Origin of the sequence: Gluconobacter sp. (assembly GCF_047722525.1) — a bacterium.
In the GTDB taxonomy this organism is placed as follows: domain Bacteria; phylum Pseudomonadota; class Alphaproteobacteria; order Acetobacterales; family Acetobacteraceae; genus Gluconobacter.
The window spans coordinates 197,378-218,717 of the sequence record NZ_JBDNYY010000003.1 but is presented as its reverse complement, the minus strand read 5'-3'; the positions used below and the strand labels follow the sequence as shown (position 1 = coordinate 218,717).

At 60.8% G+C, this 21,340-nt stretch carries 20 protein-coding genes; 7 read left to right on the top strand and 13 right to left on the bottom strand.

Annotation, left to right across the window (positions count from 1 at the left end):
- Positions 1–2: 2 nt before the first annotated feature.
- Positions 3–881 carry a class I SAM-dependent methyltransferase gene (locus ABF859_RS04535; protein ID WP_415526547.1) on the bottom strand — a complete coding sequence of 293 codons (879 nt, stop codon included), beginning with the start codon at positions 879–881 and terminating at the stop codon, positions 3–5.
- Between the two features lie 259 nt (positions 882–1,140).
- On the opposite strand from ABF859_RS04535, the gene ABF859_RS04530 reads away from it, so the two are divergent.
- Positions 1,141–1,920, top strand: coding sequence for an acetoin reductase (locus ABF859_RS04530; RefSeq protein ID WP_415526545.1), 780 nt, complete (start codon positions 1,141–1,143; stop codon positions 1,918–1,920).
- 41 nt (positions 1,921–1,961) lie between these two features.
- Here the strand turns inward: ABF859_RS04530 and ABF859_RS04525 are convergent, their stop codons facing one another.
- The 4 genes from ABF859_RS04525 to ABF859_RS04510 form a co-directional block, all read right to left on the bottom strand.
- Positions 1,962–2,687 (bottom strand): glycine betaine ABC transporter substrate-binding protein, encoded by a 726-nt coding sequence (locus ABF859_RS04525; protein ID WP_415526543.1) that lies wholly within the window; start codon positions 2,685–2,687, stop codon positions 1,962–1,964.
- Positions 2,688–2,761: 74 nt separating this feature from the next.
- A complete protein-coding gene (locus ABF859_RS04520) occupies positions 2,762–4,846 on the bottom strand; it encodes a M13 family metallopeptidase (RefSeq protein ID WP_415526541.1) in 2,085 nt (694 codons plus the stop codon).
- A gap of 82 nt (positions 4,847–4,928) precedes the next feature.
- Positions 4,929–5,564: a Dabb family protein gene (locus ABF859_RS04515; protein WP_415526539.1), complete on the bottom strand. Its 636-nt coding sequence runs from the start codon at positions 5,562–5,564 to the stop codon at positions 4,929–4,931.
- Between the two features lie 100 nt (positions 5,565–5,664).
- Entirely contained in the window at positions 5,665–6,486 is an 822-nt protein-coding gene (locus tag ABF859_RS04510) for an acyl-ACP desaturase (protein WP_415526537.1), read from the bottom strand.
- Positions 6,487–6,589: 103 nt separating this feature from the next.
- On the opposite strand from ABF859_RS04510, the gene bioB reads away from it, so the two are divergent.
- The 4 genes from bioB (at position 6,590) to ABF859_RS04490 (ending at position 11,356) form a co-directional block, all read left to right on the top strand.
- Positions 6,590–7,630, top strand: coding sequence for a biotin synthase BioB (bioB, locus tag ABF859_RS04505; protein ID WP_415526535.1), 1,041 nt, complete (start codon positions 6,590–6,592; stop codon positions 7,628–7,630).
- 123 nt (positions 7,631–7,753) lie between these two features.
- Positions 7,754–9,055, top strand: coding sequence for an Hsp70 family protein (locus ABF859_RS04500; RefSeq protein WP_415526533.1), 1,302 nt, complete (start codon positions 7,754–7,756; stop codon positions 9,053–9,055).
- 300 nt (positions 9,056–9,355) lie between these two features.
- The gene (locus ABF859_RS04495) at positions 9,356–10,918 is read left to right on the top strand and encodes a carbohydrate porin (RefSeq protein ID WP_415526531.1); all 1,563 of its coding nucleotides are present in this window, start codon (positions 9,356–9,358) and stop codon (positions 10,916–10,918) included.
- Positions 10,919–11,065: 147 nt separating this feature from the next.
- Positions 11,066–11,356 carry a hypothetical protein gene (locus tag ABF859_RS04490; RefSeq protein ID WP_415526529.1) on the top strand — a complete coding sequence of 97 codons (291 nt, stop codon included), beginning with the start codon at positions 11,066–11,068 and terminating at the stop codon, positions 11,354–11,356.
- 59 nt (positions 11,357–11,415) lie between these two features.
- Here the strand turns inward: ABF859_RS04490 and ABF859_RS04485 are convergent, their stop codons facing one another.
- The 5 genes from ABF859_RS04485 to ABF859_RS04465 are packed head-to-tail and all read right to left on the bottom strand — an operon-like array spanning position 11,416 to position 17,119.
- Positions 11,416–12,312, bottom strand: coding sequence for a hypothetical protein (locus ABF859_RS04485; protein ID WP_415526527.1), 897 nt, complete (start codon positions 12,310–12,312; stop codon positions 11,416–11,418).
- The gene (locus ABF859_RS04480) at positions 12,309–13,265 is read right to left on the bottom strand and encodes an MlaD family protein (RefSeq protein ID WP_415526525.1); all 957 of its coding nucleotides are present in this window, start codon (positions 13,263–13,265) and stop codon (positions 12,309–12,311) included. The genes ABF859_RS04485 and ABF859_RS04480 overlap by 4 nt, the downstream gene beginning before the upstream one ends.
- The gene (locus tag ABF859_RS04475) at positions 13,265–13,984 is read right to left on the bottom strand and encodes an ABC transporter ATP-binding protein (protein WP_415526523.1); all 720 of its coding nucleotides are present in this window, start codon (positions 13,982–13,984) and stop codon (positions 13,265–13,267) included. The genes ABF859_RS04480 and ABF859_RS04475 overlap by 1 nt, the downstream gene beginning before the upstream one ends.
- Positions 13,977–14,801, bottom strand: coding sequence for an MlaE family ABC transporter permease (locus ABF859_RS04470; RefSeq protein WP_415526521.1), 825 nt, complete (start codon positions 14,799–14,801; stop codon positions 13,977–13,979). Before ABF859_RS04470 ends, ABF859_RS04475 begins: the two co-directional genes overlap by 8 nt.
- The gene (locus tag ABF859_RS04465) at positions 14,798–17,119 is read right to left on the bottom strand and encodes a cache domain-containing protein (RefSeq protein WP_415526519.1); all 2,322 of its coding nucleotides are present in this window, start codon (positions 17,117–17,119) and stop codon (positions 14,798–14,800) included. Before ABF859_RS04465 ends, ABF859_RS04470 begins: the two co-directional genes overlap by 4 nt.
- A gap of 195 nt (positions 17,120–17,314) precedes the next feature.
- Between ABF859_RS04465 and ABF859_RS04460 the strand changes: the two genes are divergently transcribed.
- Both ABF859_RS04460 and hisI read left to right on the top strand, forming a co-directional pair.
- Entirely contained in the window at positions 17,315–18,124 is an 810-nt protein-coding gene (locus ABF859_RS04460) for a YgfZ/GcvT domain-containing protein (protein WP_415526517.1), read from the top strand.
- Between the two features lie 12 nt (positions 18,125–18,136).
- Entirely contained in the window at positions 18,137–18,547 is a 411-nt protein-coding gene (hisI, locus tag ABF859_RS04455; RefSeq protein WP_415526515.1) for a phosphoribosyl-AMP cyclohydrolase, read from the top strand.
- Here hisI and ABF859_RS04450 read toward each other — a convergent pair.
- Genes ABF859_RS04450 through ABF859_RS04440 form a run of 3 tightly spaced genes read right to left on the bottom strand, consistent with a single transcriptional unit; the run spans position 18,535 to position 21,262 of the window.
- Positions 18,535–19,299, bottom strand: coding sequence for a ribonuclease T2 family protein (locus ABF859_RS04450; protein ID WP_415526513.1), 765 nt, complete (start codon positions 19,297–19,299; stop codon positions 18,535–18,537). The genes hisI and ABF859_RS04450 overlap by 13 nt on opposite strands.
- The gene (fghA, locus tag ABF859_RS04445) at positions 19,296–20,144 is read right to left on the bottom strand and encodes an S-formylglutathione hydrolase (RefSeq protein WP_415526511.1); all 849 of its coding nucleotides are present in this window, start codon (positions 20,142–20,144) and stop codon (positions 19,296–19,298) included. Before fghA ends, ABF859_RS04450 begins: the two co-directional genes overlap by 4 nt.
- Before the next feature lie 2 nt (positions 20,145–20,146).
- Complete coding sequence (locus tag ABF859_RS04440) at positions 20,147–21,262, bottom strand: S-(hydroxymethyl)glutathione dehydrogenase/class III alcohol dehydrogenase (protein ID WP_415526509.1); 1,116 nt, start codon at positions 21,260–21,262, stop codon at positions 20,147–20,149.
- Positions 21,263–21,340: the final 78 nt, after the last annotated feature.

Sequence of the window (21,340 nt, the reverse complement as noted above, 5' to 3'; positions counted from 1 at the left end):
GACTATCCGATCTTCTGCATCACGATCAGGACCTGTGGCAACCGCACCGGGTTGTCCAGATATTCGATCAGGCGGAACAGGCCACCCCAGGCCTTGATGATGTAGTTCCGCGGAATGATCGCCTCGCCATAATGCGACTGGGGCTGTGGCGGTTTCGAGGAAGCTGCGTGCAGGAAGCGCCCGGCCTCGAACTCCGCATTGGCCCGGGCCTCATCAATGAAACTGTCGGCGCAGACTTCGTGCCAGGGATGCTCCAGCCTGATGCCGGACGCCCGCTTCAGCCTCTGCTCGGCGCAGAACGCGATGAACCTGCGGCTCTGTGTCGTCATGACCAGCATCCCGCCCGGCCGGAGCAGACGGTGAAACTCCCGGACCCAGTGTCCAGCCAGAAATTCATCCAGGTGCGAAAATACCGACCAGGACGTAATCAGATCAAAGCTCTCCGATGTCAGGAGCATCGGCGGCACCAGATTGCAGCCCAGAAAATTGAGCGCGGGATTGGCCCGCCGCGCTGCCATCAGAAAACGGTCCGTGGTCTCGGCGCCGTACAGGTTGGAGGGCCGGACGTCTTTCATGAAAAGCCGGGCAATGCGGCCCCATCCACAGCCGAAATCCAGCAGCGTCGTCTCGGAGCGGACCGGGCGCCCGGCATACGCGCAGTACGCCTTGATTTCCCGGAAAAACACATGCGCCTCATGGATGGAGATTTCCCCATGATGCCCATGAATTTCCCGCTGCAGGTCGTCCGGCGGAAATGCCGGCATCAGCACGCCCTGAATTTCAGGGATGTGCACGGATGACACCAGAACCTGAAGCCACTCCTCGTCGCTGATGCCACCGAATGCGTCAAAAACGGCGCTAATGCTGTCCGGGTGGTTCATCAGATCCTGCCAAAGCCTCGTCGTAACGTTTATTTAACGCATCCTTACAGGCACGGAAACATATGACCAGCGGCCCATCCGCGAAAATCGCAGTCTTTCGAACCGCCGCTTCGGAGATGCCCTGCCCCCTTTCACACAATCCCGTGTCACGTTTGGAAAACCGGCGCTTTTTTGTGGCAAGCGGAAAGTAATGGGGTGATGGTTCCCGCCGTCATGGCAGTCACATGCCGATGACAGACAATCGAAGGATCTTTTTTCAATGTCCCTTTCTGGAAAAGTAGCTGCCGTCACGGGTGCGGCCCAGGGTATCGGCAAGGCCATTGCGCTCCGTCTGGCCAAAGATGGCGCAGATGTCATCCTGCTGGACGTCAAGCAGGAAACGCTGGCCGAAACCGCAAAGGAAGTTGAAGCCCTCGGGCGGCGCGCCGTGGCCCTTACGGCCGATATCAGCAACCGCGATCAGTTCCGCAGCACGCTGAGCGACGCTGCAAAGACGCTCGGTGGCCTGGACATCATGGTCAACAATGCGGGGATCTGTCAGGTCAAGCCGATCATGGACATCGAACCTGCCGAAATCGAGAAGATCTTCAGCATCAACGTCCAGGGCGTGCTCTGGGGCATGCAGGCCGCTGCCGGAATCTTCAAGGAGAAGGGCACGAAGGGCAAGATCATCAATGCCTGTTCAATCGCGGGCCATGAGGGTTATCCCCTTCTGGGCGCCTATTCCGCAACCAAGTTCGCCGTCCGCGCCCTGACGCAGTCCGCAGCCAAGGAACTTGCGTCCTCGGGCATCACGGTCAATTCCTACTGCCCGGGCATTGTCGGCACCGACATGTGGGTTACGATCGACAAGCGTATGGCCGAGATCACCGGTACGGAAATTGGCGCGACCTACAAGAAATATGTCGAGGGGATCGCGCTCGGACGGGTGGAAACCGCCGATGACGTCGCCGGGTTCGTGGCCTATCTCTCCAGCAGCGATGCCGACTACATGACGGGCCAGTCCGTCCTGATCGACGGCGGTCTCGTCTTCCGCTGAGAGCAGACAAAAAAAGGGGGCCGGTTTCCCGACCCCTTTTTTCAGCGTCCGATCAGACGTCCGCGCTGCCAGGCTTCGGCAGCACCCTCGGGGTCCTGACCTTCGATGGAAATGACGTAATCCAGGGCGCTCATGACCTTGTTGCCCAGCATCATTTCCGACAGTTCATCAAGCAGATCGCTGTCCGCCTGGCGCGCAACATCTTCACGCAGGATCATTCGGGCCGACATTTCCCCGCCCAGCAGGCGCGCCGGATCCTCGATCACGTTCAACAGATCCGGATGAAAGACCGCATGGGGCTGGGTTGCCACGACCAGCGGCTTCTCACCGGCATCACGGGCTTTTTCGAGCCGTTCGATCAGCGCCCCTTCCCCAATGCTCTCGATGGGAAGAACCGAAAGGGCCGGAAGCTGCCTGAGTGCCTCTTCCAGTGCCTGACGACTGTCATCGCTGACGATGATGCGGTCCACATCCGCCGACGTCAGGGTCCCGACAGGCCCAAGCGGCGACAGGGCCGCAAAGCTGACGACCGGCTGGTACAGATCGCCCAGAACACGGCGCCCCGGCCCGGCAAGCTTTTCATCCCGCGGGAACCATGCGGAAACGAGAAGATCGACTTCCGCCTGTTCGAGAGCGTCCTCGACATCCTCGGGGTCCAGATCGACATATTCGACCTCGACCTCGTAGGCCTCAAGCACGCGCGCGACCGCGCTGGCACATCCCGCATGCAACGAGGTGTACAGATGGCCGATCGTCATTTGCGTCATGAGAATGGGTCCGTCAGGCAGAAAATTGAAACGTGAGACCGTGATTAGGCCCCACGTTCCGATTTGTCACGACCTTACCAGATCTTTACGCGCTGATCCGGTGCCAGATAGAGCTTCTGGCCGGGCTTCACGTCGAACGCATCATACCAGGCATCAATGTTGTGAGCCGGGATATTGACGCGGGTGATGGCCGGGGCGTGCTCGTTCGAGAGCATCTGCTGACGCAGCGCATCCGGACGATCCTTTTCACGCCAGACCTGAGCCCAGCCGAGGAACACACGCTGATCGCCCGTCAGACCATGCACGACCGGCGCAGGCTTGCCGTGCAGCGAGTCATGATAGGCCTGCAGACCGAGGTTCAGCCCGCCGGAATCCGCAATATTCTCGCCCATGGTCATCTTGCCGTTCACATGCGCGCCCGGCAGGACTTCCTGTGCGTCGTACTGTGCCCCCAGACGGTCGGCCAGCTTCTGGAAGGCATCCGTGGACGCCTTGCTCCACCAGTCGCTCAGACGGCCATGTTCGTCATAATGACGGCCCTGATCGTCGAAGCCATGGCTCATCTCATGCCCGATCACGCCGCCGATGGCACCGTAATTGACGGCGACATCACCCTTCGGATCAAAGAACGGAGGCTGAAGGATCGCAGCCGGGAACACGATCTCGTTCATCGTCGGATCGTTATAGGCGTTCACCGTCTGCGGGGTCATGCCCCATTCGTCACGGTCAACCGGCTTGTCGAGCTTGTCCAGATCGTGCTGCCAACTGAATGCCACACCCCGCACGGCATTGCCGTAAACGTCGCCCTTGCGGATTTCGAGCTTGCTGTAATCCCACCATTTTTTCGGATAACCGACCTGAATGGCGAAATGATCCAGCTTGTTCAGAGCGGCCTTGCGGGTCGGCTCGTCCATCCAGGTGTTGTGCTCCAGGCGCTCGTGGAAGGACGACTTCACCTTCTGCACCAGATCGGTGATCTGCGCCTGTGCTGAGGGCGGGAAGTAGCGCGCGACATATTCGCGGCCCAGCGCCCAGCCCAGAGCACCATTCGTCACGCGCACCGCACGCTTCCAGCGCGGAGACTGCTGCGCTACGCCCGACAGCGTATGGCTGTTGAATTCGAAGGACGCATCGTAGAAGTTGCTGGAGAGATAGCCCGCAGCGTTATCCCCGAGATGGAACGCCAGCCAGGCACGCAGGGTCGCAGCATCCGCGCCCTTGAGAACCGTGGCCATTGCCTTGATCCCGGCAGGCTCGCGCACGTCGATCTTGCGGCTTTCCAGCCCTTCGGCCGGAAGACCGGCGCTGGTCAGAAACGTGACCCAGTCGAAATCAGGGGCGAGCTTCTGAAGCTCGGAAACCGGCATCGGATTGTAGGTCTTGATCGGATCGCGCGTCTGGTCACGCGGAACCTCGACCTTGGCCAGAGCCGTTTCGAGATCGACCACGGCCTGCGCGTTCTTCCCGGCGTCGGGCCAGCCCTCAAGCGTCAGCATTTTGGCGATATAGGCCTGATAAGCCTTCTTCTTGTCCGCCAGCTTGGGGTTTGTGTAATAGCTCGTATCCGGCAGGCCGAGACCACCGCCAACACCGATGCTCATGCCCTGATCGAGCATCAGCATATAGTGCTCGGGATCCTTCTGATCCTGCTCCACACCAATCTGGAACGTGGAAAACATCATGGACTTCAGGGACGAGCCAAAAGCCGCAGCCAGAGCCTTGCCGTCATTGACATTGCGAATCGCTTCGAGGTCGGTCGCAAGCGGCTTGCCACCCAGACGGTCCACGGCCTTCTGGTCCAGGAAGCTGGCGTAATAGGTGCCGATCTTGCCCATGTCGTCCGCAGGCGCATCGGCAACCTTCTTCGCGGCTTCGTCAAGAATGGTCTTCTGACGCGACAGGGAAAGTTCATACAGGATACGGAACGGGCCGTAGCTGCTCATATCTCCGGGGATCTTGAGATTCTTGAGATAGGTGCCGTTGGCATACTCGAAGAAATTGTCGCCCGGGTGAACGGCGCGGTTCATTCCGGCTTCGTCAAAGCCCCAGCCCGCATTGTATCCGGCAGCCTGGGCACCGGAGACCATCAGCCCTGCTGCCAGGGCCAGCAGACTGGCTCCCTGCTTCAGAGCGTGTCGTGACGTAAGGAATCGTTTCACATTGTACCTCATTCCAGAGTGGTGCCTTCAGAATGAGGTATAAAGTATCATTTCGTCAAAGCGACGGAACGTCGGCCCCCGATCAGCGGTTCTGGCCGCCTTTTTTCGCCTTTCCCCCTGCGCTTCCGGAACCCACCGCGGCCGCGATCGTGTAGTCGAACACCACGACCTTTTCGAGATAGGGTGCCGCGAACTCCTTGAAGGCTTCATGGGCCGGATCAAAAAATGCGGGGTCTGTCACGACCGGCTTGCCAACATAGTAATTCCGGTCTCCTTCGGAACGGAACGTCACGAGAAAAGCCTGCTGCAGACCGGCATCCGCGCCTTCGCCACTACTCTGGAATCCGGTTTCGAGACTGGCAACAACCGGCTTTCCGTCCGCACGACGGCTGTCCTGCGCGAGATGCAGGAAGCGGCCCGACACCTCGGCGCGCTGAGCGGTCGTTGAATCCTTGGTGTAGCGGAACATCACCATGTGCCGGACCGGACCGACATGCCAGTCCGGGGCCGTGAACTGAGCGTAGCCGACCTGCTTTGCAAGCTGCTGGGCAGACAGGGTGGCGGGGCTGACCATATCGGTCCTGACCGGACCGGATGAGGCGATCGGCAGCGAATACGGATCCGCTTTTGCGGCCGGAAACTGATACAGCCCGACAGCACAGAGTGCCAGGGTTGCCCCATAGACGGCACGACGGGAGAAAAGGGCGGAAACGGTCATCTCGATCTCCGGACGCAGGCAGAAAAAACTGCCGTCTTTCATGGCACAGCCGCCCCGTTTCGTCTCGTTTTTTCAGTATCCCGATATGTCGTTTCCGAAGTCAGGCTTCCACCGCTTTCTGAAAGACCTTCCGACGCCACTGCATCAGACGATAGACCAGGTTCGCAGCCAGCTTCTGCCAGCGTGAATGCGGCGTGAAGCCGATCGTCTTGAAGATCATCGCGGTCACGCGGTCGATATGTTTGGGCTGATAGAACCCCATGGCCTTGGACATGTAGGCCGCGATGCAGCGCTGATGGTCATAGGCCATGCCCGGCGGCTCGTTGGTCGTATGATAGGCCGACGCCAGTTCGTCGTCCTCGCTCTCCGTCACGCGCCCCAGTGCAATGCGGGTCCGGGCCCACACGCCGAGCTTCTCGCGCTTCAGGTAACGGCGCATATGATCGTAGAACAGCTTGAAATGCCGGTATTCATCGGCCGCGATCTGCTTGCAGATAGCCTTGAGCAGGGGCTCGTCGGTCGCATCCGCCAGCGCCGTATAGAACGAGGACGTGCCGGTCTCGACCATACATCGCGCAATCAGTTCGCCCGTGCGGGACCCGCGGATCGAGGCGTCCACATCCGCATCGATCTGATATGACGCGCGATAACGGTCGAAAGCCTTCTCATAATTCCAGGACGGATCGGCGAGCATGGCCCAGCGGCCGAGCGCATCGCCATGCTGCACTTCCTCGACGGCCCAGTTCTCGGCGGCCTTGCTGAAATCCGGATCGCCCACGAAGACGCGACGGAGATACTGGGCGTAGTCGAGACCGTTCTTTTCCACCACGGAAGCAGCCTTCACGAGAGGGATGATTTCGGGATCGACGCGGGAAGGATCAAAGGAGTTCCAGTCCATCTGATCGATATGCCAGTGTTTCATTCTGCGACCTCGTCCGTTTTCCGGCTCAACAAGAGTGACGATCAGATGACACGGTGGGACAATTTTGGGTAGGTGTGATGCAGCAACCCTTGGAGATTGATCCGTGACGGCCACCCATACGCCCCACCCAGACGTCCGCCACGACTGGACCCGCGACGAAGTCGAAGCTCTCATCAACCTGCCTTTCCCGGAGTTGATGTACCGCGCGCAGACCCTGCACCGCCGCTACTTCGACCCTACGAAAGTGCAGATTTCCACGCTTCTTTCGATCAAGACGGGCGGCTGCCCGGAAGACTGCGCCTATTGTCCGCAGAGCGCGCTTCACGAAAAAAGCGTGAAGGCCGAGCGCCTGATGGCCGTAGAATCCGTCATGAAGGAAGCACGTGCGGCCAAGAAGGCCGGCGCGGGCCGATTCTGCATGGGAGCCGCCTGGCGCACGCCGAAGGATCATGATCTGGACACCGTCTGCGAAATGATCGAGGGCGTGAAGTCGCTGGGACTGGAAACCTGCGTGACACTGGGGATGCTCGACGCGCAGCAGACCGAGCGCCTCAAGACCGCGGGTCTGGATTACTACAACCACAACCTCGACACGTCCGAAGAGTTCTACGGCTCCATCATTTCCACCCGCACCTATCAGCAGCGCCTCGACACGCTCTCGAACGTGCGCGATGCAGGCATCAATGTCTGCTGCGGCGGAATCGTGGGCATGGGCGAGGATCTGTCAGACCGCGCCGGCTTGCTCATGACGCTCGCCAACCTGCCCAAGCATCCCGAGAGCGTGCCCATCAACCTGCTGGTCCGCGTCGAAGGCACCCCGCTGGGTGAGGCCGAGGCCGTCGATCCGATCACCTTCGTCCGCATCATCGCCACGGCCCGCATCATGATGCCGGAAAGCCATGTCCGTCTTGCCGCAGGCCGCGAAAACATGACCGATGAAGCCCACGCCCTGTGCTTCCTGGCCGGTGCGAACTCGATTTTCTGTGGCGAAAAGCTCCTGACCACACCGAACCCGGCCGAACATCGCGACCGGCAGCTCCTCTCCGCGCTCGGTATGTCGCCCATGGTACAGTCCGAAGCCGAGATGGGCACGATGCGCCCCGCCGTGACGGAAGAAGCCGTCTGCGAGATGGCTGCGTCCTGATCCTCGGTTCAGGCATGAATGGGGAAGCGTTCGAAAGGGCGCTTCCCCTTTTTTATGCTTGGCCTTTGCCCGCTTCTTCCCTAAACCCACGCCCTTTGCCCAAACCGGAAGAAGGCAGGACCAATGACGACGCCCGGACAGACCCAGACCAAGATCCGCGTCGGAATTGACTTCGGCACCACCAACAGCGTGGTCGTCATCGCCGATGAAAACGGCAACACCCACCCTGCCCGTTTCGTCTTCACGGATCATGCGACCAGCGAAACCTGCCGCACACTGCTCTGCCTATGGATGGATCAGGACGGACGACGCCGCGTCATGAAGGACGCGATCGGGCTGGACGCCATTGAGGCCTATCTGGATGACCCGGCCGAGAGCCGCCTCATCATGTCCATGAAAACCTATCTCGCGCAGGGATCTTTCCGCGAAACGCGCGTCTTCAGCAGCACCATGACGCTCGAAGCCCTGATCGCGCGCTTTCTGAAGTCGCTCATGGACAAGGCCGGGCTGAACCCGGGCGATGTCAGTGCCACGATCGGCCGGCCCGTACGCTTTGCGGGCGAACTGGCCGATGATTCACTCGGTGTGGCCCGTCTACGAGAAAGCTTTCTGGAAGCGGGCTTTCCCGAACCCAATATCGTTCTCGAACCCGAGGGCGCAGGATGGCGCTTCATGCAGCGTCTCGACCATCCCGCCACCGTTCTCGTCGGCGATTTCGGGGGCGGCACCAGCGATTTCTCGGTCATGCGTTTTGATCCGCACGGCCGCACGCGCGTCACCACGCTGGGCCATTCCGGCGTCGGGATCGCAGGCGACCAGTTCGATTACCGCATCATCAGCCACGCCGTCGCCCCGGCACTGGGCCGGGACGCGACCTATCGCGTCATGGGCGGACAGCCCCTGCCCGTCCCGGCTGAATGGTTCGCAAGCCTCGGCCGCTGGCATCGCCTGTCCCTGATGCGCACGCCCCAGACCCTGCGGGACATCGCAGACGTCGCCAAGACATCGTCCGAGCCGGAAAAACTGCGCAGCCTGCTGCGGCTGATCGAGGATCAGGAAGGCCAGAACCTCTATCGCGCGGTCGGACAGGCCAAGAGCGACCTGTCACGTCAGGACAGCACGACCCTGCGCTTCATCCACCGTGACCTTAAAATCGAAGAAACCATCACCCGCGCCGATTTCGAGAACTGGATCGCTCCCGATCTGACGCGTCTGGACGACGCCATCGGAGACGCCCTGCAGCAGGCCGGGCTCGGGCCGGACGACATCGACCGGGTCTTTCTGACCGGAGGCACATCCTTTGTCCCCGCCGTCCGGAACCTGTTCGACCGCCGTTTCGGCGCAGAGCGCGTGGATGGTGGATCGGAGTTCGTCTCCGTAGCCGAAGGACTGGCGCTGATAGAGCGCGACCGCCCACGGACCTGAGCAGTGCCCGATAAAGTTAACGGGACTTCATAACCATGCCCGGCCGGTCTTTAGAAAATCGGGACCGGCCTTCTGCGAATTTTCGAAACAAGCCACCCAAATCCAGCGTCATAGATTATACTTTTTTATTTAGTGAAGAAAATTCCGGATTATGTGATTGGGAATTTTCCTCATTAAGGACTTTATCTTTTCAGGAAACCGCAGAAACGCCCTCCGGCATCCTTTGGGCACTCTGTTTTCGTCTATTATATTTACAGTAATGCGCCATATTGATTATGATCGCAGGAAAGAATACTAAAAATGTCTTGTAAATATTTTTTGAAAACATTCCTGAAGATCAATATCCTTTCAGTACTCAGCACCATTCCCCTGACAGTTCATGCCCAGGGCACGTCCCAGCCGCCTCAGCAGACCGTTCCCCATGCTGCTCCCCGAATTCTCCCGTCCACGAGCCCCGGGGTCTCGCTCCCGGCTACCCAGACGCACCCTCCAGCCCGCCATCCGCATCCCCCTGCGCCTTCCGCAGACCATCTGGGGGCAATTTTTGATACGGAAAGCATTTCCTCTCTCCTCAACCGCAATGACGACGCCCTGCGGCGCAGCGATCTGACGGCCGGTTATTACGTACCGGCGGAAGCCTTCGGTCATATCGCGCCACAGCTTTCACCCTACCGGAACTGGCTCGCTGACCGCGGCTTCAGCTTCGAATTCTCCTACAAGGGAGAAGCCATGGCGAATGTCGGCGGAGGCATCAGCAAGGGCATGTCCTATGCCCATGAACTGACCTTCAATACACGCTGGGATCTGGGGAAGCTGCTTGGGCTCGATGGCTGGATCCTGCATGCCGTGATGATGGAGCGTGCCGGCCGTCAGGTGTCCTATGACCATGTCGGAGAGCATCACATCCTGCTGAGCGAAGTCTACAGTCTCTCAGGTCACGCGGCCGCCCATCTGGCGGACATCTATCTCGAGAAATCGTTCTTCCATAACCGCGTCAACATCAATATCGGCCGCATCACGCTAACGCACACCTATGCGACATCTGTCCTGCTCTGCACCTTCATGGTGCAGTGTTCCGCACCGCCCGCGATCAAGGCGGACGAAGGCTGGAGCGTTTACCCGAAAGCCACCTGGGGCGGTACGCTGCGTATCAAGCCCACACGCGACCTGACACTGCGCACCGGTGTCTACAAGGTTGGCCCCCTGACGGAAAACCCGAGTGGCTGGGCCTGGGGCAGTGAAAGCTCGACAGGTGTCATGCTTCCCATCGAACTGACCTGGGAGCCCTTTATCGGTCCAGATAATCTTCCGGGCCATTATAAACTCGGTTTTGCACATGATACGTCGCCGTATTCGGACCGTCTCGGAACAATCCCGGCGATGTTCGCCCACGACGTCGTGCATGACGCCACCAAACCGCGCGATACGTTCTATATCGAGGCCGACCAGATGGTCTATCGCAAGGGCGGCCAGCACCAGATGGCAGGCGGTTACATCCTTGCCGGCTACGTGCACAACACACCCAGTGTTTCGACATTCTCCGATCAGGTCTATGTCGGCGCATCGCTGCTGGGCATCATTCCCCACCGGCCGTTCGACCGTTTTGGCGTGATGTATTCCTATTACCAGATGAGTCCTGCCATTACTTACGGACAGCGTCTGAGACAGCTTGCCGGCATGTCCATGGGGGCTTTCGTCAATGGCCCCCAGACCCATTCCGCCATTCTGGAAGCCTATTACGGTATCCCGATCCGCCCCGGTCTCGTGCTGCAACCCGAATTCGAATACATGATGCGCCCCGGCCAGACCGCAGTCATTCCCAATGCGACACTGGTCGGCCTCAAGATCCTCGGAAACCTGTAATACATCTCATAGGTAACGGATCCGTTATTTGTGATTTAACAGAAACGTCATTGTTCTACACGAGAATTACCTGTTCGTGATTTGGATGACTCTGCTTCTTTACATAGTCTGAAAGCAGATAAAGACCATCTCCAGAGGAATTCCCGCATGAAAACGATGCTCGCTTCTTTTCTCGCTTTTGGACTTCTCGGCGGAACAGCCCTCGCCCAGGAACCCAAGATTGAGAATGCCGTCGTCAGCACGCCTTCGAACGAAAAGCCTCAGGTCACGCAGGCGGCTGAGCAGAAAAACAGCGAGACCTGCAACCGTGTCTGGGTCAACACCTCGACCCATGTCTATCATGTGCAGGGCAGCTTCTGGTACGGCGCCACGGCCCATGGGACGTATATGTGTGAAGACGAGGCCCGCCGCTCGGGAAATACCCGCGGCCAGTTCTGATTTCGCGTTCCGGTCGGCCATCAGGCCCCATGACATACGGGCCTGATGTTTCCGCGTCCTTATCCGCCTGCGCCGACACCTGACTGATCCACCGGGGTGCCATGAACCTGCACCGTGACTTTCCCGGGCGGCGGTGCTGGCGTGTCTGCGGAACTGCCGCTGTTTTCTCCCGCCTGTTTTACCGCCACCTGCTGGCTGATGCTTTCCTCCTGCCGCAGGGCCGTGGCCTGAGGCAGATGTCCCGCTGCCTCGGCTGCATCGGCAGCCAGCGTGAGCGCACGACGCATCCCGCGATAATCCAGAGCATCCCGGCGGCTTTTGACCACCGCAAGCGCCTCGCTGGCAGCCAGCTCAGGCTGCCCCCGGAGCAGATTCAGACGCGCCGTCAGTTCCTGCTGATCGACCTTCGCGCCGGTTTCATGAAATCCCGACAGATCATTCACACGCTGGGCCAGAACCGCGTCCTGCCTGAGATCCGCTGCAATCAAGCCTGACAGGTAAAGCGCGCGCTCGCGGATCCCCATATCGGAAGACTGAAGCGCGCGCCCCACGGCCTGCGAAGCGAACACCGTGTCATGAAGCCGGTACAGGGCGGCCGCGCGGATCACGGCCAGATCTGACGTGTCGGAGAAACTGCGCAGGCTCAGCGCTGCTTCGGTCTCGCCAAGGCTCTGGAGGGCCTTCCGAGGTTCATCCTCGGCCAGCAGAACCGTAGCCAGATTGAAACCAGCCTCGTGAATGGCCCCCGCGTCATCCCGCATCAGGGCACGATCCATGGCCCCCCGGTACTGGGCCTCGGCCTGTGAGGCCTGACCGATCTCATAAACGCTCTTACCTGTATCCATGGCATCTTCGTAAGGCTGATCGGGCTTCGGCCCCTTAGACGCGATCGAGGACGAACAGCCACCCAGCGTCAGGGTCATCAGGGCGGCGCACCCCAGCAGAGCGCGCTTCATGGCCGTACCGCCTGCGCCGGCAGACGACGGGAGGGCTCCTGCTTCGTCCCGCCCCCTCCCAGAAGCCACAGACCGCGCAACTGATCCGTCAGCTTGCGCAGACTGCTGGCACTCGCCTCTGCCTGAGCCAGCAGGGCCGGAAGCTGCGCGGTCGCCGTATTGGCGTGGGCCACGGTCTGCTGAACCTGCGGCATACTCTGACGCAGGCTTGCCGTCGCAGCCCTCGCATTGGCCATCGTTCCATCAACCTTCGTCATGACTCCCCCGGCCTGTTTTTCAATGGGTCTGAGATCCGCAATGACCCCGTCAAGATGGGCCAGAGCATCATTGGCCTTGTTCAGGACATCATCCTTCACCAGCAGCCCGCCGATCGTTCCCTGCCCCTTGCGCATGTCGGTCAGCATGTCGTTCACCTGCGCCGTGATGAGCTGGACGTTGTTCATCGCCGGCACGAGCTTGTTGCGCAGATCCGTAACGGTCTGGGTAATCACGTCCGCCGGATTGGCTTCGACGGTGGCCTGAAGGACCGCATAGTCCCAGTCCAGCGGCTTGCCCTTGCCCCGGCTCAGTTCGATATAGCTCGCTCCCGCCACGATCAGACGATGACGGATGATGGCCGTGCTGTCCTGCCGGATGAAGTTGGCGAACTGCGGGTCCAGATCCCCTTCAGCGTACATTCGGCCCGTTTCGTTCAGCTTCAGGCGACGGATTTCCCCGGCATGGACACCCATGACCTCGATATCGTTTCCGATGGCCAGCCCGGCGACCCCGCTTTCCGGCAGAACGAAATGCAGTTTCTTCTCCGGGGTCAGCCACTGACGCAGGAAACCGGCCTCCACCACGGCAACGGAGAACAGGACGATCGCGGCAAGGACAAGCAGCCCGACCCATTCATCCGCATAGCGGTTCTGAAAGAGCGGACGGGCGGTCTCGGTCTGGCGTACGCGAAACATCAGGAACCTCGCATCGAAAACAGTCCGTCATCATAAAGGCGCAGGCGGATGGTGGCATCGGACGCATAATCCCCCCACCCGCTTTCATCCGGAGCCATCCACACCACCGCACATCCCCTGTCCCGCAGATCGGTCACGAGAGACAGGAACGCATTCATCAGGCTGGGAGAAGCCCCTTCCATCGGATGCTCCAGCAGCAGAAGCGCCGGCTCGCCCAGCATGGCCCGTACGCAGGCCGAGCGCTGTCGGTCCATGGCCGACAGACGGCCCGGCGGGATTACCGGCAGACCGGGCAACCCGAGCCGGACGGCAAGATGCACCGCCTGAGCCTGCAATTTGTCGATCGGGGTCCGTGTATGATGCAGTTGTGGCCACAGGATGTTCATATGCGTCCCGTAAAGGTCCACCCAGCCGCCCGTCATCACCACACGCCCGATCCGTCCCCGCAGCGCATTGCTGCGGCGTTCGTCCAGCTCGGCCCAGTCGAGCCCCATGCAGCGCACATGCCCGTCATCAAGCGGAATCAGACCGACACACATATCGGCGAACAGCGCCGCCTGCCCCATGTCCCGGCACTCGATCAGGGCACATTCCCCCGGATTGAGACGCAGGTTGTAGCGGCTGGACACCAGCCCGCTTTCGTCGAAACGGGGCCGGGCATCCAGCAACTCCAGCCGGGCATCCAGCGAATTCGGAAAGACGTCGTCGGGTTCAGCCATCGAAACACACACTGAAAACGACGTTGATGACCATGATGGACAGCATGCCGCGCGCAAATCCGCGCGGCATCATGCTCGACAGATCGTCCTCTGTCGTAACGTCCATGCCCGACAGGCACGAGCAGACCCCCACCGCATATCCGCTGAAGATGAACTTGGCCGGGATCACGAAATAGTCGATCGGCTTCACGCTGCTGACAACCTGATCCAGGAACGCCCAGATCGGCATCGTGATCGCATCCTCGACGCGGCAGACCGCATAACCGACCAGAAGGGCCGTCATGCTGAAAATAACGCCGAGCGTGAAGCCACTGATCGTCAGGGCCAGACTGCGCGGCACCAGGAAGGAGATGAACGGATCAATTCCCATCCCGGTCATGGCCCGCATCTGCCCACCCGTCGTCAGGGTTCCAAGCTCGGTGAGCATCAGCATCCCGGACCGTCCCAGCAGGATCACTCCCACCAGAACCGGGGCGATTTCACGAACCAGCACCGTGGACAGGATGGAGCCCGTCATCTGCGCCATCCCGGCAAAACCGAGCCAGTAGACAGTCTGGGCCACGATACCGAACCCCGTCAGGGCCGCCGTCACCAGCGTACTCAGAATCCCGCCGCCGACCGCCTGATGCAGGGAGGTCCAGAACTCGATCCGAACCGTCCGCCGCCAGGTCGTCAGCCGGGTTGCCTCACGCATGATGCCCCAGCCGGCGCCAATCATCATCAGGGTGAAACGCATCTGCGTGCGGGAGAAATATCCCAGATGCACCAGCATGCTCCGGACCATCGTGATCCGGTCGAGATTGCGCAGCATTTTCATCGACGGCCCGCCAGAATGAAGCTGCGGGTAATGCCGCTGTGGGGAAGATAGAACATCCCCCGCGCCCGGAAGAGGAAATGTTCACGCAGAATCATGTAGGCCTGCTCGGAGACCTGGATCGTTCCCGCATCCGGCGCACTCCCGGTCAGGAGTTCGGCCCCGTTGAGCGCATCGCCCCAGATATTGAAGACCGAAGGGGCCTCTCCGAGTTCCGAAGCCATGACCGACCCCACATCCATGCCGATCCGGAACACGGGATCCAGATCAGCCGCGGCCAGCGAGGCCAGGCAGGCCTCACGGATCGAGACAGCCGCATCCGCCAGCCGGACAGCCGCGGAAGGGTCCGGCGTCTGCGAACATCCCCCCACAAGGACAAGCCGGTTGCTCACGACCTGAACCGAGAACAGCCCGCTGTCACGCGCGATCTTCTGGATTTCCAGACTGAGCGTGCGGATGACGTTCATGGCGCGCGAAATGCTGTCGCGGTCCGGCGCATAGGGATCCACAAAAGATATGACCATGACCGGCACCTGCGGATACAGACCCGCCGCAACCGGCTCGCCAGACGGCTTATCCGATGAATCCAGCAGAAATCCTTCATCGAACCGCGTATCGTGCTTTTCGCTCGAAATCGCGAGGCCGGTCGTTCCATCGCCGGCCGCCGCATCGAACGGCCGGGCAAAGCGCAGCGCCACGACGGCGGCCACGATGGCAATGATATGCTCCATCGTCTCCACCTGCCCCGGATCCTCCAGCACGATCGCACCTACCGTCCTGTGCGCATTGCGGACCGGCTGGAACAGCAGGGTGTTGGCCCCCACCGCGCGCATGATGACACGCTGGAAGTTCTGCGTGCGCTCGTCCTGCGAGGCATCTGCGATCGACAGCGTGTGTCCTTCGTCCAGCGCCTCGAACAGCTTGCCGTTTTCCCGCCGGCTGATCTCGACCCCCGTGCTGTGCACGTCACGGGACGGATCGAAGGCATCCTCGCACAGCATGCGGTCGCCATCGGGCAGCAGGCGCCACAGGCTGGCACGCCGCGCACCGGTTCGCGCCGTCAGTGCTTCCGTCAGGATCGGAACTTCATGCGCGGGCTCGAACAGATCCGGCGTGCTGGCGATTTCCAGCAGCGAGGCGTTCTCGGCCTTGATCTGATCGCGGCCACGCTGGAGCCTCTTGCGCAGACGTTCCACATGCCGCCCCTGAGCAACCAGCGCGAACGCCAGAACGGAAGCCAGCATCACGATCAGGAGCGAAAATCCGATATTCTGCCGCCGCGCCGTCTGCGCGAAATCGGCGAAATCGCTTTCCGGCGCATTCAGCAGCAGAACCCAGTGACGATGCACGAACGGCAGTTCGGAGGCGATGGTGACGTAATTCCGGCCCCGTGCCTTCACCACGCCCGTTCCCGGCCCCTTGATGCGGAACCTGTTGAGCGCATGGGTAAAGACCGGCTGCGTTCTGGGATCGAGAAAGACATTCCCCGGATCGAAAGTCTTCGGGTCCTGCCCGGCAGCCAGATTGTGGCCCGCAATGATCTGGCCATGCATGTCCACGATCACGGCCTGCCCACTCCGCCCCACCTGCAGCTTGTTGAGGAACGCCGTGAGCTGGTTCAGGGAGATATTGATCGCAAAGACCGATTTGTGCCCGTCATGTCCGTCAAACGCGAGGGATGCCGTGATGATGAACTTCTGGGTGGAAATATACGCATAAGGATCGGTCCAGTGGAGCTGCCGGTCCGGATCGTTCTGATGCTTGACGGCTTTTGCAAACCACGGGCGGGTCACGACATTGTAGCCCTCCGCCGGATCTGCGCCTTCACCCGTGACGTTGCCGTCCTTGTCCGTATAGACGTGATGATAAACCTGTTTGCCGTTGTCGATCTGGAAATGGGTCTGCTCGTAGCCGTCTGTTCCATGCCGCGTGATCATCCAGAACTGGCCCTGATCGTTCGCGATGTAGAAGCTGTCCACCTGCGGCGTATGTGCCAGAATGGAGCGTCCGTAGAGCATGAACGTGTCAGGCGTGACATTCGTCAGGGGATCACGGAACATGTCCTGTGCGATCAGGGCCCCGATGGATGCCGGAGCCAGATAGTCGCTGACTTCCTGCGTCACATAGCGCTGCTGGCTGCGCAGAAGATCATTGGACAGCGAAATCGCGCCCTGACGGGTCGTCTGGTAATTGTGAAGACTGATGCCCGTAATCGCGGCGATAACCAGCAGAACGCCCACGAGCGGTCCCAGGATCTGGAAGATCCGACGGCGGTCGCTGGCGGGGCTCTGGGTCGGGTCCACGATTTCTGCGGCTGACAATGTATTTTCACTCCGGACAGAGACGGGGACGCGGAACAGGGCCATGACTGCCGCGCCGGACCAATATCCTCCGAGTACTGCCCGACTGCAACCCGATCGGCAACGGATATGGCGGCTGGTGGATTTCATCGTTATGATCCGATGTTTTCCAACACGGTGGTTTTGCTGGAAGCCGTCGGAACTGCGGTGCCTCACATGCAAGAATATCTTTCCCACCGCGCCGTCCTGTCTTTTACGGGGACGGACCGGACCAGCTTTCTTCAGGGTCTCATCACCAATGATCTCCAGTCCCTGACAGCCACGACAGCCGTCTGGAGTGCGCTGCTTACGCCGCAGGGCCGCTGGCTGAGCGAATTCTTCCTGCACGATGCCTCCGACCGGATCCTGATGGACTGCGCGGCGGACCATGCCGACATGCTTGTCAAACGCCTCTCGCGCTTTCGGCTGCGTGCCGATGTGCAGATTGAAAAGACTTCCTTTCGCGTGATAACCGGCGCGGAAAACTCACCCTCTCCGGAAACTGCGGTCGCCTGCGCGCCGGATCCGCGCTGCGAAGGGGCCGGCTGGCGGGCCCTCGTGAGCGAAACGGGACCGGGCGGCGAAACGCCGGCCGCATTTCTGGAACGCCGCCTCACGCTCGGCCTGCCGGATGTCATGGATTTCGAAAGCGAGCAGACGCTGGCCCTCGAAGCCGACATGGACCTGCTACATGGTGTGTCCTGGAAAAAAGGCTGTTACATGGGGCAGGAACTGACCGCCCGCACCCATTACCGTGGCCTTGTCAAACGCCGACTGCTGCCGGTCGTTCTGTCGGAAGGTACGTTCCCGGCTGAAGGCGGTGTCATCATCGCAGGCGAACGCGAAGTCGGAGACATCCGCTCCCGCAGCGGCAATCAGGCACTCGCCATGCTGCGCCGGGATGCGTGGTCCTCACCCGACCTGACGTGCAACGGACGGCCAGTTTCTGTAGCGTGGCCTGTCTGGTTCCCCCCGGAAATGCGTTGAGGAGATGCGTTCGTGACCTATGTTCCCCCCGCCCCGTCCATCGTCGATGACATCATCACGCAGGTGAAATTTGATGCGAACGGCCTGATCTCCGCCCTCGCACAGGCTCCGGATGGCGTGGTGCTGATGCTGGCCTGGATGAACGCGGATGCCCTGCGTGAGACGCTGCTGACCGGTCGCGTCTGCTACTGGTCCCGCAGCCGCCAGAAACTGTGGCGCAAGGGCGAGACCTCGGGCCAGCAACAGAAACTGATCGAAGCACGCCTCGACTGCGACATGGACGCCATTCTGATGATTGTCGACCAGACCGGCGTGGCCTGCCACACCGGCCGTCGGAGCTGTTTCTATCACGGAGTGACGCCGGACGGGCTGCGTGATACCGCGCAGCCCGAAATCAGCGCCGAGGAGCTTTACGGCCGCTGATCAGCCGCGGACGGTGCAGTCCAGCCCGGGACAAGGAACGTGGCCGGGCAGCCATTCTGGTCGTCCGGTGAGGACAGATAGGCCCCTTCATACGGGAAACGGGACAGCTTCTTCGGGTCCAGCGTGAACCAGAGCTGCGTCAACACCATCTGGCCGTTATGCGCGGGTTCGCAGCGCACCTGAAGAGCGCGCTCGTCACGGACATTCATCAGACGCGCAAAGGTGGCCAGCATCTCATCGCGCTTGACCTGAAATCCGGCCTGCTGCGCCAGCCACAGCCCGAAGGCCGAAGCCGCGAACCGGTCGCGCATTTCCATAGACGTGACGAAAAAGCGGTCTGCGTCATAGCCGAAGCAGCGCGCATGTTTGGTATATTCATGCACGTAGAGCGGCTTTTTCAGATGCGGCACGACACCCCGGAGCGCCTCCGTCGTCGTCGGCAGGAGCTGCGGTGGGGTATCGTTGTGATCATAGAGATCACAGCCCTTGGACCACCAGTCCTGCACCGGCACGCCCTGTGCTTCCAGACTATGCGGTTCCGACGCCCACAACCCATGCAGACCGATCGAGATGCGGTGCGTCTGATCCCATTCACACCCACCGCCCGAAGCGCAGAACCCCGGCTGCCAGGTCAGGGCCAACGTGTCATGCCGAAAATCGGTATGGGCCGTGGGCGTGATCGAAGGCCCGGTCGGAGCCTGCGAGACGCAGCCTCCCAGCAGGAACAGAACAGCAAGAACGGAACGCTTCACGCGGAAAGCCCTTTGGCATGGTGGGTCAGATGGTCCGCGATAAAACTCTGCACGAACCAGTAGGAATGGTCATACGCGGCATGGCGACGGAGTTCGAGGGACTGTTTCCCCTCCTTCGCCGCTTCCTCCAGCGCATCCGGACACAGATCCGTCAGATACTGATCCATCAGCCCCTGATCCACGAGGATGGTGGACGGATGGGCATGACCCGAGCGCAACAGAAGCGTGGGATCACAGCTCTGCCATTTCGCCGGATCGCCACCGAAATACGCATCGAACGCCTTCTGCCCCCAGGGCACGGTGCTCGGATGGCAGATCGGCGCGAAAGCCGAAACGGTCTTCCAGCGATCGGGATATTTCAGTGCCTGAAGCAATGCGCCCATGCCGCCCATGGAATGTCCCATGATGCCGCGGCGGTCGCCATCAAGCGGATAGAGCCGCTCCGTCAGCGCGGGGAGTTCTTCCCCGACATACGTCTCCATCCGGTAGTGATGGCTCCAGGGCTCGGACGTGGCGTCGATATAAAAGCCCGCGCCCGACCCCAGATCATAGGAATCGTCCTCGCCTTTGGTGCCCGTATGCCGTGGAGATGTGTCGGGAGCCACCAGCGCAATCCCATGCTCGGCGGCAAAGCGAATGGCGTTGGCCTTGATGAGAAACGTCTCCTGCGTGGCCGTCAGTCCGGCCAGCAGATGGATGATGGGCACTTTCTGCCCAGCCAGCGCCTCTTTCGGCAGGAAAACCCCGAATGTCGCGGGAACGCCCAGCGCCTGCGAATTGTGCCGCACGAAGCGGAGCGAACCGTCGAAACAGGCGTGCTGCGCCAGAACCTCGATGTCGGACATGCTCAGTACTCCACGACAGTGCGGATGCTCTCGCCACGGCTCATCATGTCGAAGCCCAGATTGATGTCAGCGAGCTTGAGCTTGTGGGTGATCAAATCGTCGATGTCGATCCGGCCTTCCATGTACCAGTCCACGATCTTCGGCACATCGGTCCGCCCGCGCGCGCCACCGAAGGCCGAGCCGATCCAGCGGCGCCCCGTCACGAGCTGGAACGGCCGCGTGCTGATTTCCTGCCCTGCCCCGGCCACACCGATGACGCAGGAGACGCCCCAGCCACGATGTGCGCTCTCCAGCGCCTGACGCATCAGAGTCGTGTTGCCGACACACTCGAATGTGTAATCCGCACCACCGCCCGTCATCTCGATCAGATGGCCGACAAGGTCTCCATCCGGCCCGAGATCCTTCGGATTCACGAAGTCGGTCATGCCGAATTTGCGGGCCATGGCCTCGCGTCCCGGATTGATGTCGATGCCGATGATCCGGTTCGCCCCGACCATTTTGGCACCCTGAATGACGTTGAGCCCGATGCCGCCCAATCCGAACACCGCAACCGTCGATCCCGGCTCGACCTTGGCCGTGAACAGCACGGCGCCGATGCCGGTCGTCACACCACAGCCGATATAACAGACCTTGTCGAACGGCGCGTCGGAACGGATCTTCGCCAGCGAGATTTCGGGAAGAACCGTAAAGTTCGCAAAGGTCGAGCAGCCCATATAATGATGGATCGGCTGCCCCTTGTAGGAGAAGCGGGAGGTACCATCCGGCATCACGCCCTTGCCCTGCGTGCTGCGGATCGCCGTGCACAGATTGGTCTTGCGTGACAGGCAGGACGGACATTCCCGGCACTCGGGCGTATAAAGCGGAATGACGTGATCGCCAGGCCTGAGATGCTTCACCCCAGCCCCGACCTCACGGACGATGCCCGCACCCTCATGTCCGAGAATGGCCGGAAACAGGCCTTCAGGATCCTGACCCGAGAGCGTGTACTTGTCGGTATGGCACAGTCCCGTGGCCATGATCTCGACAAGGACTTCCCCGTCCCGCGGGCCTTCGAGCTGAACCGTGTCGATTTCCAGTGGCCTGCCGGCCTCGAACGCAATGGCTGCGGTCACGTCCATAATATCAGTCTCCTCTGAAAGGTGGAAACACTGTGTCGTATCGGGAGGGGACGCGGCAAGAGGCCGCTTCGGTCGCTG